We start from the raw sequence: 16,334 nt of genomic DNA, 5'->3' as shown, positions 1-16,334 counted from the left end.
TTACTATTCTTTACGAGTTTACTCATCCATGGATCATAATCAATACCACTAGCAACCACAACATCTGCTTTACTGACCTCATTGGCTATTTTAGATGTAGGCTCATAGTCATGTGGATCTACAGAAGGATTATTAATAACCGAATTAACAGTACCTTTATTACCAACAACTTTCTTTGCTGCCTCGCCATAAAAATCAGTAGTGGCTACAATTTTAATATCTTTACTGCTCGAATAATCGCTAGAGCTTTTTGAACTACTACAACCTGCTAAAACTATACTAATTAAAGCAATAGACAGAAAAACTCCTAATGCTAAAATGTTTTTTCTTAATGTTCTCAAAACAGTGCTATCCTTCCATGATAAGTACTCAATTACGTCAGTTCATCCTTAATACCAACATTAAACTACATAGTTTCTAGTTACATACGATTACATTCATTGACATTCACCTACCCTAATAAATACAACAACCTAGATACATTATCTAGAATATCGTACTAAGACATTTATGTAAATAGTAATTAGTACTATTTACATAAAAACCACCCCAACATAAAAATAGCCTAACTTCCGTTTTTAAGAAGTCAGACTATCTTTTATATAAAAAATGGATTATATTATGTGAATTTTTCGACGTTGATTTACTTTTTTTCCTTACGTCTAATCCCAATAAACGACCCCATGCTTATTAGAATCATCGCAATAATTCCAGCGATGCTTAGATTATTACTTTCTTGCTCACCTGTTTGAGGCAGTGTATTATTAACAGATTTATTTTCCTTTGTAGATTTATTAGAAACTACAGTATTAACTGACGCTTTGTAATTTAAATGGGCATTTGAACCCATTGTATTGAAAGGCTTGACGGGCTTGACGGGCTTATTATCCTTTGTATACACAACTGTATACTTCACAGGAGCAGCTTGTGTTTTATTTTTTGTAAAAATAAGGCTGATACCATGCAGTGTCTGCCCAAATATGAACTTTCAAGTTTCAGATTATAAATAAAAGTGATATGTAATCGTTGTATTTTTACGATTGTATCGAATCGTAAACTGCTTTATTAATCAAAATATGTTAAACTTTTCTCTAATGTTTTTTTAATGTTGATAAATGAGGTGATAACAATTGGACGAATATAAATTATATCCAGCTGGAGACTGTGCGATTAATGTTACGTTTAGCAATCGTGTTGACCCACAAATTAATCGTTCGATTCAGCAACTTCAAGAAAATTTGCGGTCTATGCAACAGACTGGAATTACTGGATTTGTTCCAGCTTTTCGAACGTTGACGGTATTTTATGATCCGATACTGGTGACGTTTGAACAGTTGAAGCGTGTGATTCATCAGGCATCATTGAAAGCATCTACGCTTCAAACGCAGGCAATTCGTATCGTGCATATTCCAGTTTGTTATGGGAAAGATTTTGGTCCTGATTTGAAGAATGTTGCTAATCATGCCAAATTGACACCGAGAGAAGTTGTTAAACGTCATTGCCAACCCAACTATTTGATTTACATGCTGGGTTTTTTACCCGGATTTGTCTATCTGGGAGGACTAGATCCACAACTTGCGACGCCCAGATTAGCAACGCCCAGATTGAAAATTGAACCCGGTGCTGTCGGAATTGCAGGGGAGCAGACGGGAATTTACCCGATTGAATCTCCAGGCGGCTGGCAAATTATTGGGCAAACTCCATTAAGATTATTTCAGCCTGATCAAGATGAGCCATTTTACTATCATGCTGGGGATTATATCCACTTTGATCCAGTTTCTGATTTTGAGTATCAGCAGATAAAGAACATGGTGGACGAAGGGCACTATCAAGTATATATCGAGACGAGGAAGGTGACTGAAGATGGGGATTCGAGTGACACAGCCGGGATTACTGACGACGGTTCAGGATCTGGGAAGAACTAAAGGCCTTGCGCAAGGCTTTTCACCATCTGGTGTCATGGATCAGTGGTCCGCGATCCAGGGGAACTTGCTCGTTAATAACGTTGAAAATGAAGCCGTCCTTGAATATAGCATTCTAGGACCAACTGTGACATTTTCAACACCGGCCGTCATTGCTGTGACGGGTGGTGTGGTTAATGCCAAACTAAATGGTACTCAGATTCATGAAAATCAGGCGATTGAGGTTAATTCGGAGGATGTTTTAGAAATTGGTCCTTTGACGCAGGGACGCTATGGGTATTTGGCGGTTTCGGGTGGACTTCAAGTAGATTCAATTTTAGCCAGTAAGGCAACTAGCTTGCGCTACGGACTGGGTGGATTTAAGGGCCGCGCACTTAAAACGGGGGATTTTCTAGCAACGGTAGAGCCGAAGCCTGTGATTGCGGAACCGGAAAAGCGAAAAATTGCTGTTAGCTCACACGACACAGATCAAACGGTTTTAATTCGTGTGACAGAAGGACCGCAGTTTGCTCAGTTTGAGGCTGAAACAATCACAGCATTTACAAACCAACAGTTTAAAATTTCAAAGAATGCGGATCGAATGGGGTTACGGTTAGAGGGCCAACCATTATCAGTGGCTAATGTGCCAGAGATGCTGTCCGAAGCAACGGTGGCTGGCGGCATTCAGGTTCCTAAGAACGGTCAACCAATCGTTTTGATGGCGGATCGGCAAACGACTGGTGGGTATCCCGTCATTGGCGTTGTCGCATCTGTCGACTTACCAACGATAGCTCAGCTGGTACCAGGTCAGGTAGTTCGATTCAAAATGATTAGTTTGACGCAGAGTCAACAAGCACTAGCCGACCAGAAAGGGCAACTCAAGCAGATCAAACAAACGTTTGATGCCTTAAACCCAAAAGTAAGTCGAAAAACAGCCACTAAGATTAGTAGACTGTTTAGATAAAATAGGAGGAGATACGATGAACCTTGATGAAATAAAGGCTGTAATGGCGTTAATGAAGCAAAATGATGTGACAGAGTTTGAATACGAAAATGACGAACAACGCTATAAACTGAAGCGTGGTAGCACGCAAGGGGTCCCAACTACGCAACTTGTTGCTCCAGTTGAAGAGGCGGTGGCTGATGAACCAACGACCATTAACGCAACGATGGTTGGTATCTTTTATGAGGCACCTAGTCCGGACGAGAAAGCTTTTGTGAAGGTTGGAGATCAAGTTGAAAAGGGGCAGACGATTGGTGTCATTGAAGCAATGAAAATGATGCATGATGTCGTCGCTGATCACGCCGGAAAGATTACCAAGGTATTGGTAGCCAACGAAGAAAACGTAGAATTTGACCAACCGTTATTTGAAATCGAAATCGATTAGATAAGGAACGTGATCACATGCATAAAATTTTGATTGCTAACCGTGGTGAAATTGCGGTTCGAATTATTCGTGCTTGTCATGAAATTGGCTTGCGCACGGTTGCGGTGTATTCAACCGTTGATCGAGATGCACTACATGTTAAGATGGCTGATCAGGCGGTTTGTATTGGACCAGCTAATCCACAGGCAAGTTATCTTAATCAAACCAATATTATCGAGGCTGCTCGACGGACAGGAGCTGACGCAATTCATCCCGGATACGGTTTTTTATCCGAAAACGCGGAATTTGCAAAATTGTGTGAGACTCAGGGAATTACATTTATTGGGCCACATTCAGAGACAATTGCATTATTAGGTGATAAAGCTCGTGCGCGTGAGGTGATGCAAAATGCGGATGTACCAGTGATTCCGGGAAGTGCAGAAGGGTTCACTGAGCTTGGTACTGCCCTGTATCAAGCCAATGAAATTGGCTATCCGGTGATGCTAAAAGCTGCTGCGGGAGGCGGTGGTAAAGGAATGCGGTTGATTCATAGTGAAGCGCAACTTAAGCATGAATTTACGATGGCCCAAGGGGAAGCGCAAAAGGCATTTGGCAATCCCGAAATGTACTTAGAGAAGTTTATTGTTCGTCCTAGACATATTGAAGTGCAGATTTTGGCGGACAGCTTTGGTAATGCCGTGTCACTTGGGGAACGGGACTGTTCTTTACAGCGATATCACCAAAAAGTGATGGAAGAAGCACCGAGCGCAATTGATCACAAAACGCGCTATGAAATGTTATCGACCGCTCGTCGAGCTTCTAAGGCGCTAAACTTTTTGGGCGCTGGAACGATCGAGTTTTTATATGCTGGCCCCAGTCAATTTTATTTTATGGAAATGAACACACGAATTCAGGTGGAACATCCGATTACCGAGTTTATTACTGGAGTAGATCTCGTTCGGGGCCAACTGAGAATTGCTGCGGGAATGGCGCCGGGAATTAGTCAGGAGAAAGTTACCTTAAACGGGTATGCCCTTGAGTGTCGGATTACCGCAACCGTTCCGGGAACCATTAAGGGGCTTCACTTACCGGGTGGCAATGGTGTTCGGGTTGATACGGCACTATATCAAGGCTATCAAGTACCGGCAAACTATGATGCACTGCTCGCAAAAATTATTACCTATGCACCGACCAGAGAGATTGCGGTAAAAAAGATGCAAGTTGCGATCGATGAAACCGTAATTGAAGGGGTTGGTACCAACTTAGATTTCTTATACCGGTTACTTAACAACCAGGATGTTTTAGATAATAAGTTTGATATTGAATTTATTGATCGATTAATAAAGGAGGATGCCCATGACTGAATTCATCACGCCAAAACAGATTCGACAACAATCACGAACTGGTGCCTTCACGGGACAAACAAGTGGCATGTGCCCGGGGTACACACAAGCTAACTTAGTTATTTTACCGAAAAAAGAAGCATACGACTTTTTGTTATTTGCACAACGAAATCCCAAACCCTGTCCGATTTTGGAAGTTGCGGATGCGGGATCTAAACGACTCCAAACGTTCGCACAGGATGTTGATCTGGCAACGGATTTTCCAAAGTATCGCGTTTACCAAAATGGTGAATTAGTGTCTGAGCCTACTGATGTCACCGATATTTGGCGTGGTGATCTTGTTAGTTTCCTGATTGGATGCAGTTTTTCGTTCGAAGCAGCACTCATTGCAGCTGGAATTGAAATGCGGCATATTACTATGAAGCGAAATGTACCAATGTATAAAACTAACATTAAGGCTAAATCTGCTGGTCAATTTCATGGTAATTATGTTGTCAGTATGCGACCAATTCCCGAAGAACAGGTTGTTAAAGCGATCACGATTACAGAGCGGCTGCCGCAAGTCCATGGGACCCCAATTCAAATTGGTGATCCCGAACGAATCGGGATTCAAAATCTTGATCAACCAGATTTTGGGGATGCTGTTGAAATTTACCCCGGGGAAGTGCCAGTATTTTGGGCCTGCGGGGTGACACCTCAAGCGGTGGTGATGGAGAGTAAGCCTGAATTTGTGATTACACATGCACCAGGACATATGTTAGTAACGGATATTCGTGATAATCAATTGGCAGATATTTTGTAGGGAGGTAATCAGATGGCAAAAATCGACTTGAATTGTGATCTTGGTGAAAGTTTTGGACGCTACAAGCTGGGATTGGATGAGGACGTATTACCGTACATTACTTCAGCTAATATCGCTTGCGGATTCCATGCTGGCGATCCTGAAGTGATGGCACAAACAGTCACATTGGCAACCAAGGATCACGTTGCGTTGGGGGCGCATCCTGGATTACATGATTTGGAGGGCTTCGGTCGCCGAAGAATGCAAATTAGCGCGCTGGCTGCAAAAGCTGATGTTCAATATCAAGTGGGTGCATTACAGGCTTTCACCCCAGATGGAAAACTCCATCATGTGAAGCCACATGGTGCATTGTACAACATGGCAGCGGCTAACCACGAGCTGGCACGAGCCATTTGTGAAGGCATTTATGCCGTTGATCCGACTTTGATTTTGGTTGGACTAGCAAATAGTGAGTTAATAAGTGCCGCTCAAGAAATTGGGTTGCCATACGCGCAAGAAGTGTTTGCCGATCGCCAATATGAACCAGATGGTAGCTTAGTTTCACGAACGAAACCTAATGCGGTGATTACTGACGAGGACGTGGCTGTTAAACGTGTTATTCAAATGGTAGAAGAACACCAAATTAAAGCAGTTGATGGTTCTATTTTGACAATTAACCCGGATACGGTATGTGTTCACGGGGATGGCATTAAGGCGGTGGCCTTTGTCAAAAAAATCCATTCGGCATTAGATCAAGAAGAAATAGAAGTGAAATCGATGTAGGCTTGAGGAGGTATTTGAGAGATGGAAAAGAAAACAAAAAAACGATCACCGTTTAACGTAGCGATGGGTGCCGCATTTATGATGGCGATGGCCGCGGTTGGTCCAGGATTTTTGACCCAAACAGCAACCTTCACCAGTAAGATGGGGGCAGATTTTGGATTTGCAATTTTAATTTGTATCTTAGTTGATATCGTGGTTCAGTTGAATATTTGGAGAATTATTATTGTTTCAGGGCGTCACGCACAGGTTTTGGCAAATGAAGTTGTGCCGGGGTTGGGTTATGTTTTATCCGCTTTGATCGTGATCGGTGGCTTTTTCTTCAATATTGGTAATATTGGGGGTGCTGGATTAGGATTGAATGTACTCTTTGGTATCTCACCAGAGAACGGTGCGTTAATTGCAGCAGCCGTTACAATCGTGCTATTTTTAGTACGCAATGCTATGTTGGTTGTTGATCGGACGGTTCAACTTTTAGCCGTTGTTAAAGTGCTGATTTTGATTTATATTTTGGCAGTCACGACCGTTCCTCTTCAGAGTGCGGTTCACCATACCTTTATGCCCACATCCATCGATTTCTACTCGATTGTCACGATTGTTGGCGGTACGGTCGGCGGCTACATTTCATTTTCTGGTGGTCACCGACTACTTGAAGGCGGCGTCCGTGGCATTAATAACATTAAGTATGTAAATGAAGGTGCTTTAACTGGAATTGGTGTGGCGTCAGTAATTCGAGTAATGTTGTTCTTAGCTAGTTTAGCCGTTGTTTTGGCTGGACACCAGTTGGATCCAACTAACCCGGCTGCTACGATCTTTAAAGTGGCTGCTGGCAATTTTGGGTATAAATTCTTCGGGCTATTGCTGTTTGCTGCAGGTATGACCTCAACGCTTGGATCTACGTTTACGTCGATTTCATTTTTGGATTACAATGTGAACAAGGAAGGCCACGAAAGCTGGCGTCCGTGGATTATTGTCGGATTCATCGCACTTTCAACAATTATTTTCTACTTTATCGGTAGTCCCGCTAAGGTCTTAGTCATTGTTGGTGCGTTGAACGGTCTGATTCTGCCAATCGCCCTTGCCATCTTGCTAATTGCAGCTACACGTCATAAAATCATGGGGGCGCAATACCGGCACCCTCGGTGGCTGTTAGTGACAGGCTGGATTGTTGTTTTATTTATGGCCTACGCTGGTATTCGAACATTATTAACAATTCAATTTTAAATAAAATGGCTCTTTGTCAAATCCTGTTGATAGATAGCTTTTACAGAGTTGAAAGTCATGCGACTTTCAACTCTGTTTTTTTATCTGGTTTAGTCTTCATTTGGCGCAGTTTAATGCGTGAAATCATATGATGATAGTTACGGAATCCGAACGCAGTTCGTTGAATTTGCTTAATCATTCTGTTCATGCCTTCCACCGGACCATTTGAATAGCCTGTTTCACTCGCATTCAAAATTACTTCCAGATTTTTTTTGAAGGTACGAAAAATTTCTTTCATCTGTCGACTTAAGTTTTGAGTGTTGTGCAAATAATCAACGATGCCATCTTTATCGTGATCTTTGAGACTTTTCATGATGTTTTGCATTGATTCGTATGATGCCTTTAACTCAGGGCTAACCGCCAGCCCTTCTTCCACTCGTTCTAATTGTGTGAGTTGTTTTCGAAGATGGCGATCATAAAATAATTGTTTTTCGTCTAAATTTTCAGCGGATTTGAAATAAAGCCGCCATGAGAATTTTAACGTTCGATATTCGGCAGATTGTTTATTGTATTTTTTCATAGTTTGAACACGACTTTGATTGAATGCACGGGTCATCATAGCGATAATATGAAAGCAATCAATAACTATTTTGGCATTGGGAAACATTAATTTGGCAATGTCTTGATAATAACTATTCAGATCCACTGTAACTGTCTTCACCCGTGCTCGTACGCTTTCTGGAAATTGCTTGAAATACTCAATGATACTATTCTTGTATCGATCTGGAAGGATTTGTTGAATCTCATGCACGCCATTACCGTTAATACAAATGAAATGAAGTTTGCCGCCAACACCTCTAAATTCATCCATCGCAAGATGAACGGGTAGATAATTGAGATTACGACGAAACAAATCATCATAGTTATCTAAATAGCGACAGATAGTGCTGGATGAAACTCCAGCGTCAATTGCGATACTAGTCTGAGTTCGATCATCCTGTAAATTCATCAATATCTTCTGTCGGGTCGCCTTAGAGATACAACAGTTTTTATCGACGATATCGGAAGTCGCCATAAATGACCGGCCACAATTTTTACAGATCAGCCGTTCTTTATGGAGTCCCAAGTAAACTGGTTCACTGGCATTAGCCGTTAAATAAGTTACTCGGGACACGTAGTGTCCGTTGTGACTAAAACTGGAGAAGCCACAGTAATCGCAGCGTTCCTGATGAATTTTAACGATTGCCGAGAACACTTTTGCACGTCTTGATTTAATTATTTGGTATTGGTATTTATAAAAAAATACATTTTTATCTTTAATACTGAGCGCAAATTTTATATTATTATCTATAGGGTTCAAAAGTTTTCACGTCCTTTAAAAATGATGCTGTAGTGGGTGGATTTTTTAGGCAGAAGGCTTTTGGGCCTTTTTTTATTTTTAAACTAAAAAATCCTGCTAACAGATTACCATGTTAAGTAATCTATCAACAGGAAAAGGTATAGAACCCTTAATAACCGCTAGCTGACCAGAGCTAAGGCGGTTATTTTTTTGCTGACTTTTGATCAGCTCAACAATTAATGCAATTAAAGCCACGATAAAGGTACCGAAAGCCAGCATTAATTGTAAAGCGTCCGCAACGGACACTTAGGCTACTCCTTTCGTTAGGATTTATGGGCTTTAAAGGTTTAACACCATAAGCACCACCTCCGATCGGAAATAGCCACCGCCTTAACTTCTCTACGAACTTTAATTATACAGGAGGAATGAAATATTGGCTACGTTACAAAAAATCATTTCAAAAGCTAAGGATAATAGCAACTTCATGTATCGAGGGTGTGCATTTGAAAAATATGATTTAGTTCCAACTCTAGCTAGAAAGTTAAAAACAGACATCAGTTTTGCCCAATACAATATTTATTCTGACGTTGTTAAAAAAGCCGCTGAGCGAGGGTATTCAGAAGTAGGTATGAATGGGCTGGCAGATGGCCCTTCTCAGCACTAGTTATCTAGACTGGAGTTATTCGGTCTATGTAGCTTTATACTTTGCATTCACCAGTTATATTAAACAGTTTGTTGATGACAATATTTTGGACCAACATATCGATCTTTGTAAAATGCATTGTCTTAGAGACGACTTCAACAAGCACAAGTATTGCATATATAGACTTAATAAGACCTTATATGATGAGTTAAAGAATCAATATCCTAAATTACCGCTAATAGTATCTGATACAGATCATAAAAACGAAAGAATGGAATCACAGCAGGGGCTGCTATCTAGCATAGATAGCACAAAAGTAAACGATAATGCTAAAATTCAAGACTCTCAAATTAAAATATTGGCTGATTGGCTTCAATCTAATAATCCTGATGACTTTTTGAAGCAATCTGGCGATAAATACTCATGGAATAATGAAACTCTTTTAGAAAAAATAACCTTCAAACTATCGCAAAGAGATCGAAATGATTTACAAAAATATTTAAAAGAAAACGGAGCCATCAGTACCAAATTATTTCCGGATTTTGAGGGTTTAAAAAAGAACATAGAATTTTCAAAAGATTATAATATTTTGAGAGATTGGGAAATCGCCTATCAAGAAGCTCCTTTGCATTCAGATTTTACAGCCCCAGAGGATTTATCAAAAATGGTAAATGGAAATCAAAACGTTATAAATTCAAGATTAAATACAGATAATCTAGGGGAAGAAGAATTTTTCCCTTTTCAATAAATTAGCGTGACGTCCACTAGGGTATACCCTATTGGTCTTTTTTATTTCTGTGCTATATTAGGAATTATAAGTGTTCATTAGAACTGTCCAAAAGGAGAATTGGAAATGGCTAAAATCGGTTATGCGCGTGTGAGTTCCAAGGAGCAACATTTAGATCGACAGTTAGCGGCTTTAAAAGACGTTGATAAATTATTTACGGATAAATTAAGTGGGGCTAACACTGATCGGCCAGAACTGCAAAAAATGCTGGCCTATATTCGTGAGGGTGATATTGTAATGGTCACTGAATTAGATCGCTTAGGCAGAAACAACCATGATTTGACTAAGATCATGAACTCCATTCAAAATAAGGGGGCCACCCTAGATGTGTTAAATTTGCCGTCCATGACAGGGATTGCTGACCCAAATTTACGTCAACTGATGACCAACTTGATTATTGAACTCTATAAGTATCAGGCCGAAAGTGAACGTAAGCGAATCATTGAGCGCCAGCAGCAAGGGATTGCCTTAGCTAAGCAGCAGGGTAAATATCATGGGCGCAAACCCCAATACACCCAAGACGATCCCCGCTTGCAACATGCTTTTAAGCTTTATCGAGCTGGCATGAGTGACATTTATGTGTCCCGAAATACAGGTATTAAACGGACGACCTTTATTCGATACCGTGTGAAATACGGTATTAAAAGAAAATAGGGCCCCCTTTTGGTTAGCACATGTTAACTGAAAGGGTCCCTATTTTCTTTACTTAATAAGTCTAATTAAATTAGTAAGTTTACTCAGGCCCTTTTCTGGGTGTAAATAGTTAATTGAGATTCCAGCAATGACAATGATGGCTACTACGAACAAAGCCAAATACCAAGTTACTTGAATCCCCGGGGGAAGATTAGGCGCAGTTAAATTAATCAAAGTTGATCCTATAGCCGTACCATTTGCAATGGCAATATTTTGAATCATTCGTTGTAGTGAACCGATTGTGCCTTGATTGCTGGTGGAACCCGATTGCATAATAGTGGAAATATTAGCTGGCTGAAAATAGCCACCACCGATTCCGAATAAGAATAGGCAACCGGTTACGATAATCGGCAGCCATTGAACACCAACTAAAAGCAAGCCAACGAAAGCTAGCGCAATAATCATAATCCACTATCTTCTTTCATCACTGTCACTAAAGAAGAAAAAACACGTGTCATTAAGATCAATGATATTGTCTATGCGGTCATTAATCAGGGTGAATTAACTATTACAACTACTCAAGGAAAGTTCATCGCACATGAGACTTTGAATTGGCTAAAAAGCCATCTGGATTCACAACGTTTTATTCAAGTGCATCGTAATGTACTAGTTAATATTGAAAAGATTCATGAAATTCAACCATGGTTTAATCACACATACCAGATAATTATGATAGATAAGCAGAAATTGCCGGTTGGTAGATCGTTCATCAGAGGGCTTCGGCAACGACTCCAGATGTGATCTGTGGCAGGTAAATGTATTTCAGATAGTGACAAGGGCCTTTGGCACACTATTTTTTGTAGTTCACGTTCAAAATAGCCTTTTTTTGTCTTTTTCGTTATGATAATCACGAAGATAAAGAAAGGATGATTATCATGTCCAACAAGAAAAAGCCAACTCCCAAAAGAGCAGCTCCATTACTGGTACAGTTTGGAATTCATACAGCGATTCTGTTTGTCTCTGATTCTGTTTGTCTCTAATGGTATATCAAGTTTTTTTCCTATCGGTTTCCCTGTTCCAGCACCAGTAATTGGTCTAATTTGGTAGATTGCAAATTTAATCCGAATTTTTGGACAAATTTGTCAGCATAACCTGATACGGTGTTTGCCAGTCGAGTATTTTAAGCGGTCGCTGGTTAATTTGGAGTAACGTCGTCGTTAAATCTTGAGCACTAATGTGCTCAAAACGAGTCCCTTTAGGATAAAAATAACGTAAATTCCGATTAAAGCGTTCATTACTACCACGTTCAGCTGGCGTATAAGCATGGCAGTAATAGGTCTTAATACCATATTGTGATTCAAGTGATACTAGCCCACTAAACTCAGTGCCACGGTCCACAGTAAAGCTGTGCACCGGACCATTAAAAGTGGTTAGGAACTTAGTTAGTGCTTCATTAACAGTCGCTGTCGTCCGATCTTTTAACCGGTATGCCCAAAAGAACCGTGATTTTCGATCGATTAAAGTTAATAAAACTGCCTTACTATGCCCACGATGACCAACGACTGTATCTAGTTCAAAATCGCCGATGCGATTACGTTGATTAATCATCATGGGACGCTGTTCAATTGATCGCCCCAAAGATTGATTATATTTGGATCGTTGGTCAACGTTACGCCGTTGGCGTACGCCATGTTCAGGTAGATCATTCAAGGAGAAACCAATTCTCCCCTGATTTAGCCAATTATAAATAGATTTAGTAGCTAGTTTAAATTCGTGAGCAATCATTCCTGGTGACCAGCTTAGACGTAAATGGTTGAGAATTTTTTGCTTTAACTCATCGCTCAGCTTAGTTTTCCGACCACATCGTGATCACTTGTATTCGGCATCTGTTTGTGCTAATTCAGCCTGATAAGGTTGACATCGAGATAATTCATAAGAAATTGTTGACGGTGATCGGTTCAGCCGAACGCCCATTTGGATATTGGACAGCCCTAGTTCACAAAAGGTTTCGATTTTAATTCGTTCGGAATAGGTTATACTAGACAAAAGATCAGCTCCTAAAAGATGGGTTTGTGGTAAACACCATTTTAAAGGAAGCTGATCTTTTTTGTCCGAACAGCGTTCGGATTAATTTTACAATCTACCTCTTTCTTTTATTTTAAATGTAGCACTGCTTACATATTCTCCCGCAATACGGTATACCTGCGCTGTTGTTCCTCGGTCATATCCTTGTAATACTGGTCAATAAGAAGCTGGATAATCTCGTAGTCGAAGCTAACATGTTCAATTGTCTTCAGGACTTTCATATCCTTGTAAGTCTCTGCGGATACCTTAAGGGATTTTTTCTGATTTTTTGGCATAGAGGAAGATTTATTCTCTTTTTTCGTAGCATTATCTGTTGCATGGTACTCTTCTGATGGCTTTACCGCTCCGGTAACCCTTCGTTGAAGAATATTAGGCTTTTTACTTGGCATCTTACTTGGCCTCCTTATCATCTATAAATAAGCCAATCCGGCTTAATAACTCATCGGTAACTTGCTGGTACTTGTCTAACACTCGCTTATCGAAGCGGTCCTTATCGGTAATTCCATTAATTGGGAATCGTTTAATCCGGGCCATTTGAGTAACAATATTTGTGAATACATTTTCTTCTCCAAACTCATCCTTAGCAGATTGTATGATTGTCTGATCGACACCGTTACGGGCATCGTGAAGCATTGGCAAGATACCAATTATCTCTATATCTAGCTGATACTCTTGCTGAAGTTTAGAAAGGGTATTCACATACTCTTCTGCACCGGATAGACTATCATCGTGTGTTTGCAAGCTGATAAGTGCAAAGTCTGAGAAGATAACAGCATTACGGGTAATCTCAATACTAAATGGTGGCACATCCAACAGAATTACATCATATTTCTTCTTCAATGGATTAAACAAGGGTTCCAACAGATGTGTTTCTTCGTACTCATTATTCGTATTCTGATATAAATATTTCGTAAAATCTTGGAAATCAATATATGAAGGAATTAGGTCAAGGTTATCCATTATCTTAACTGGTAAGTCTGTTAGATCTTTCTCCTGTATGCCTACCATCAGAGTTTTTTTAATTGAGTACACGGTATCTTCCTGCTGACTTTTCGTTAACATTAGTGTTTTAGTGGCGTTGGCTTGTGGGTCTAAGTCTGCAACCAACGTATGTATTCCCATTTTAGCTAAGGTATAAGCGATGAGATACGTGTTAGTTGTTTTTCCCACGCCACCCTTTTGATTACCAATCACAATGGTTAATGCCTCATCACGAGACTGTATAGCCTTTACTACGTCTGGAATATCCATAACAACGACCTCCAATTGATTTTTAATTAGTATACCACAATTTAATAGTGAAAGGGAAATTTCCCTAAATAGTTATTTAGATATATAGAATTAGGGATATATAGAAATTGGGATAAAGGGAAAAAGGGATACTTATAGACTGAGAACACTGTTATAATGGGAATTAAAAATATCCCTAAATAGAAAAAGGGATATAGGGATAATTCTATTTAGGGATAATTCTATTTAGGGAAAAATAGATAAAGGGAAAAAGGGAAATTAAATATAATTGTTGACAGATATCCTATGAAAGGGCTATAATCATTGGTATTGACAGTCCTATTATATGATGTGTTTTTAACATTATTTCCACCGTTTGCTGTACTAACTGTGAATCATGGGGGACACTGTCAGTAGTTCAAAAGAAGTAATACCTAAAAAACTGCATAAAAAAAAACACCCACCGACTGGCATCGGTGAGCGCCACACAAAAGTCAACTCATTTACTGACTATTATATCATGGCCGGTGCGATTTTTAAAGCCCTAGGGGACAAGCTGGGGTCTAAATCCAAGGGGACACGTTTGCCAGTGCGACTTCAATAAGTCTGGCTATACCACAACAAGGTCATCTGTACGGCTGGGTGGTGAATGGTGAGCGCGACCATTAACGGCGCGGGTGGTAAAACGAAGCTTCGGCTTGGTGCCACTGATTAGTTGGTGATCGAACAAACATAAATACGTATTGCCAACGCCTACTAGGGCGTTTTTTAGTAGGTTAAACCGAAAACGTAGGTTTATAATGAGTGGTGGTAGCAATACCGCAATTGTACAGACAAGCGACGGGCGTTAACGACCGACGAACTAAGGGGAAACTTTTAGTAGCAGAATTGTACTCTGGTTCAGTTATTCCAAATAGCTATTTCCAGGGAACAATTCTGCGCTCAAAACGTCACTCCCTCTAAACTGAATGGAAAACCGTAACCCGTCAAGTCGAATATAAAGAAAATTACTGAATTTAAGCGAATGGTCTAGGAATAAACCAAGAGAATTTCACAAAGTATATTTACCGATAAATCAGGGATTGAATAGCTAGACCAATTGTTTCCCAGAAATTTTCACAAAGGTAAAATAACAGACCGTTGTTTTATCAGGGTGAATGGTGGTTACTTGGGATAAGCCGCCTTATGTAAAGTAGAAATTGGTATACTAAAAAAGGCTCCCGGTTTAACACTGGAGGCCTTTTTTCTAGGTTACATATTTTGAGGATGAATGTTTTTATCTTCGTAGCTTTTACTTGGGTGCTGTAACATGACTGCTTAGTTTTTGGTGCCGTACCCCGCAACAGATGCGTCGCTTCGTTGGTATTATCTTAAATGCTAAGTACCGAGTTGAGAAGGATTATAAAGATATTGGCGTCATAATCCCACTGGACGACGAAGAACTTAAATTTTTAATGACTAAAGCCTTGAGACGTTACTTTAACGCCCTAAGAAGCTGTCTAAAATCTCTTAAGTAATAGTGCTAAAAACGCTAAAACGACCATTTGCAGACTGGTGGTTAATTGACGCTCACAATTTTTCCAAAGTCGCCGACAATTCTCTAGCCAACTAAAAGATCGTTCGACTACCCAACGTTGGGGCATGACTTCGAATCGATGCAACTCATTGCGCTTCGCAACCTGCACGGTTGCGTTTAAATTACTGGCTACATCGAGCTGAAAATTAACGCCTGAATAACCACCATCAACTAAGAAGCAATGAGAAGCACATCAAGAACGTGGAAAACTACCTGTACGGCACCATGCAAAATCTATTTGGTGTTTGGTGGAATAAACAAGCGGCTAGAGAATACGCGGCCAAACACCCAGAAGAAGAAAAGCCGGCCGACAACGACAACAGTGGGTTGTACTACTAGTCCTAAAAGGCTGCAAAATCCTTTCTAAACGGTTTTGAGACTTACTCACCCCTTTATGCTTAAGCTATATTTAACTGGCTTAAACAGAAGAACAGGGGCTTTTAAATAAATGTCAGAGCTAACTAGCTCAAAAGTTCAGCCTTTAGATCAATGCCAACCTCAAGTGGTCTGAGGCCAGGGTTTTATCCGTTGATCAGATACTCAAAAGGTAGTATAATGGTAGTAGCAAAAGAAAGGAGATGAGACAATCATGGCAGTTAAGGAAAAGAAGCGGGTCCAAGTCAAGATTGATAAAGATTTGGCCGATGATACCGAAGCAGTTTTAAG

Annotated in this window: 18 protein-coding genes and 5 pseudogenes; 14 read left to right on the top strand and 9 right to left on the bottom strand. The window is 40.2% G+C overall.

Annotated elements, in window-relative coordinates; translation table 11 throughout:
* Positions 1-341, bottom strand: a 341-nt coding sequence (locus FC82_RS16375) for a metal ABC transporter solute-binding protein, Zn/Mn family (protein WP_156405167.1), incomplete at its 3' end; no start/stop codon positions are given.
* A 302-nt stretch (positions 342-643) separates the two neighbouring features.
* Positions 644-916, bottom strand: a complete 273-nt coding sequence (locus tag FC82_RS16370) for an LPXTG cell wall anchor domain-containing protein (RefSeq protein ID WP_235809265.1) — start codon at positions 914-916, stop codon at positions 644-646.
* Between the two features lie 214 nt (positions 917-1,130).
* On the opposite strand from FC82_RS16370, the gene pxpB reads away from it, so the two are divergent.
* From pxpB to FC82_RS16335, 7 genes are read left to right on the top strand one after another with little or no spacing between them, the layout of a single operon-like run.
* Entirely contained in the window at positions 1,131-1,925 is a 795-nt protein-coding gene (pxpB, locus tag FC82_RS16365) for a 5-oxoprolinase subunit PxpB (protein WP_082620416.1), read from the top strand.
* Positions 1,864-2,865 (top strand): 5-oxoprolinase subunit C family protein, encoded by a 1,002-nt coding sequence (locus FC82_RS16360; RefSeq protein WP_054762652.1) that lies wholly within the window; start codon positions 1,864-1,866, stop codon positions 2,863-2,865. The genes pxpB and FC82_RS16360 overlap by 62 nt, the downstream gene beginning before the upstream one ends.
* Before the next feature lie 16 nt (positions 2,866-2,881).
* Complete coding sequence (locus FC82_RS16355; RefSeq protein WP_054762655.1) at positions 2,882-3,289, top strand: acetyl-CoA carboxylase biotin carboxyl carrier protein; 408 nt, start codon at positions 2,882-2,884, stop codon at positions 3,287-3,289.
* Positions 3,290-3,306: 17 nt separating this feature from the next.
* Positions 3,307-4,632, top strand: a complete 1,326-nt coding sequence (locus FC82_RS16350; protein ID WP_056997522.1) for an acetyl-CoA carboxylase biotin carboxylase subunit — start codon at positions 3,307-3,309, stop codon at positions 4,630-4,632.
* Entirely contained in the window at positions 4,625-5,413 is a 789-nt protein-coding gene (locus tag FC82_RS16345) for a putative hydro-lyase (RefSeq protein ID WP_080315012.1), read from the top strand. Before FC82_RS16350 ends, FC82_RS16345 begins: the two co-directional genes overlap by 8 nt.
* Positions 5,414-5,425: 12 nt before the next feature.
* A complete protein-coding gene (locus tag FC82_RS16340; protein WP_054762657.1) occupies positions 5,426-6,175 on the top strand; it encodes a LamB/YcsF family protein in 750 nt (249 codons plus the stop codon).
* A gap of 21 nt (positions 6,176-6,196) precedes the next feature.
* Entirely contained in the window at positions 6,197-7,396 is a 1,200-nt protein-coding gene (locus tag FC82_RS16335; RefSeq protein ID WP_041153577.1) for an NRAMP family divalent metal transporter, read from the top strand.
* A 55-nt stretch (positions 7,397-7,451) separates the two neighbouring features.
* Here FC82_RS16335 and FC82_RS16330 read toward each other — a convergent pair whose 3' ends face one another.
* Positions 7,452-8,735 (bottom strand): ISL3 family transposase, encoded by a 1,284-nt coding sequence (locus tag FC82_RS16330; protein WP_056997521.1) that lies wholly within the window; start codon positions 8,733-8,735, stop codon positions 7,452-7,454.
* Positions 8,736-8,831: 96 nt separating this feature from the next.
* Positions 8,832-9,020: a putative holin-like toxin gene (locus FC82_RS17505; protein WP_054762660.1), complete on the bottom strand. Its 189-nt coding sequence runs from the start codon at positions 9,018-9,020 to the stop codon at positions 8,832-8,834.
* A 127-nt stretch (positions 9,021-9,147) separates the two neighbouring features.
* Between FC82_RS17505 and FC82_RS16320 the strand changes: the two genes are divergently transcribed.
* From FC82_RS16320 to FC82_RS16310, 3 genes are all read left to right on the top strand, one after another.
* The gene (locus FC82_RS16320; RefSeq protein WP_056997520.1) at positions 9,148-9,378 is read left to right on the top strand and encodes a hypothetical protein; all 231 of its coding nucleotides are present in this window, start codon (positions 9,148-9,150) and stop codon (positions 9,376-9,378) included.
* A 250-nt stretch (positions 9,379-9,628) separates the two neighbouring features.
* Complete coding sequence (locus FC82_RS17275) at positions 9,629-10,105, top strand: hypothetical protein (protein WP_235809268.1); 477 nt, start codon at positions 9,629-9,631, stop codon at positions 10,103-10,105.
* 105 nt (positions 10,106-10,210) lie between these two features.
* Entirely contained in the window at positions 10,211-10,798 is a 588-nt protein-coding gene (locus tag FC82_RS16310) for a recombinase family protein (RefSeq protein ID WP_056997519.1), read from the top strand.
* Positions 10,799-10,846: 48 nt separating this feature from the next.
* Here the strand turns inward: FC82_RS16310 and FC82_RS16305 are convergent, their stop codons facing one another.
* A complete protein-coding gene (locus tag FC82_RS16305; RefSeq protein WP_054762664.1) occupies positions 10,847-11,242 on the bottom strand; it encodes an MFS transporter in 396 nt (131 codons plus the stop codon).
* A gap of 18 nt (positions 11,243-11,260) precedes the next feature.
* Here FC82_RS16305 and FC82_RS16655 point away from each other — a divergent pair, with 18 nt between their 5' ends.
* A complete protein-coding gene (locus FC82_RS16655; RefSeq protein ID WP_082620415.1) occupies positions 11,261-11,578 on the top strand; it encodes a LytTR family DNA-binding domain-containing protein in 318 nt (105 codons plus the stop codon).
* A 315-nt stretch (positions 11,579-11,893) separates the two neighbouring features.
* Here the strand turns inward: FC82_RS16655 and FC82_RS16300 are convergent.
* The 3 genes and pseudogenes from FC82_RS16300 to FC82_RS16290 form a co-directional block, all read right to left on the bottom strand.
* Positions 11,894-12,823, bottom strand: a pseudogene (locus FC82_RS16300) (IS30-like element ISLpl1 family transposase).
* A gap of 128 nt (positions 12,824-12,951) precedes the next feature.
* A complete protein-coding gene (locus FC82_RS16295) occupies positions 12,952-13,251 on the bottom strand; it encodes a hypothetical protein (RefSeq protein WP_016526703.1) in 300 nt (99 codons plus the stop codon).
* A gap of 1 nt (position 13,252) precedes the next feature.
* Positions 13,253-14,113 carry a ParA family protein gene (locus tag FC82_RS16290; RefSeq protein ID WP_054762668.1) on the bottom strand — a complete coding sequence of 287 codons (861 nt, stop codon included), beginning with the start codon at positions 14,111-14,113 and terminating at the stop codon, positions 13,253-13,255.
* A gap of 1,292 nt (positions 14,114-15,405) precedes the next feature.
* Between FC82_RS16290 and FC82_RS16640 the strand changes: the two are divergent.
* Positions 15,406-15,606 (top strand): annotated as a pseudogene (locus tag FC82_RS16640) (replication initiator protein A); the annotation flags it as partial.
* Here the strand turns inward: FC82_RS16640 and FC82_RS16635 are convergent.
* Positions 15,592-15,843 (bottom strand): annotated as a pseudogene (locus FC82_RS16635) (transposase); the annotation flags it as partial. The pseudogenes FC82_RS16640 and FC82_RS16635 overlap by 15 nt on opposite strands.
* On the opposite strand from FC82_RS16635, the pseudogene FC82_RS17425 reads away from it, so the two are divergent.
* Positions 15,840-16,007 (top strand): annotated as a pseudogene (locus tag FC82_RS17425) (replication initiator protein A); the annotation flags it as partial. The pseudogenes FC82_RS16635 and FC82_RS17425 sit on opposite strands and share 4 nt — an antisense overlap.
* Before the next feature lie 250 nt (positions 16,008-16,257).
* A pseudogene (locus tag FC82_RS16830) lies at positions 16,258-16,334 on the top strand (type II toxin-antitoxin system RelB/DinJ family antitoxin); the annotation flags it as partial.

This window comes from Secundilactobacillus collinoides DSM 20515 = JCM 1123, assembly GCF_001435975.1.
GTDB lineage: Bacteria > Bacillota > Bacilli > Lactobacillales > Lactobacillaceae > Secundilactobacillus > Secundilactobacillus collinoides.
Note: the sequence above shows the minus strand (reverse complement) of the source record. Positions and strands in the feature narration are given on the sequence as shown.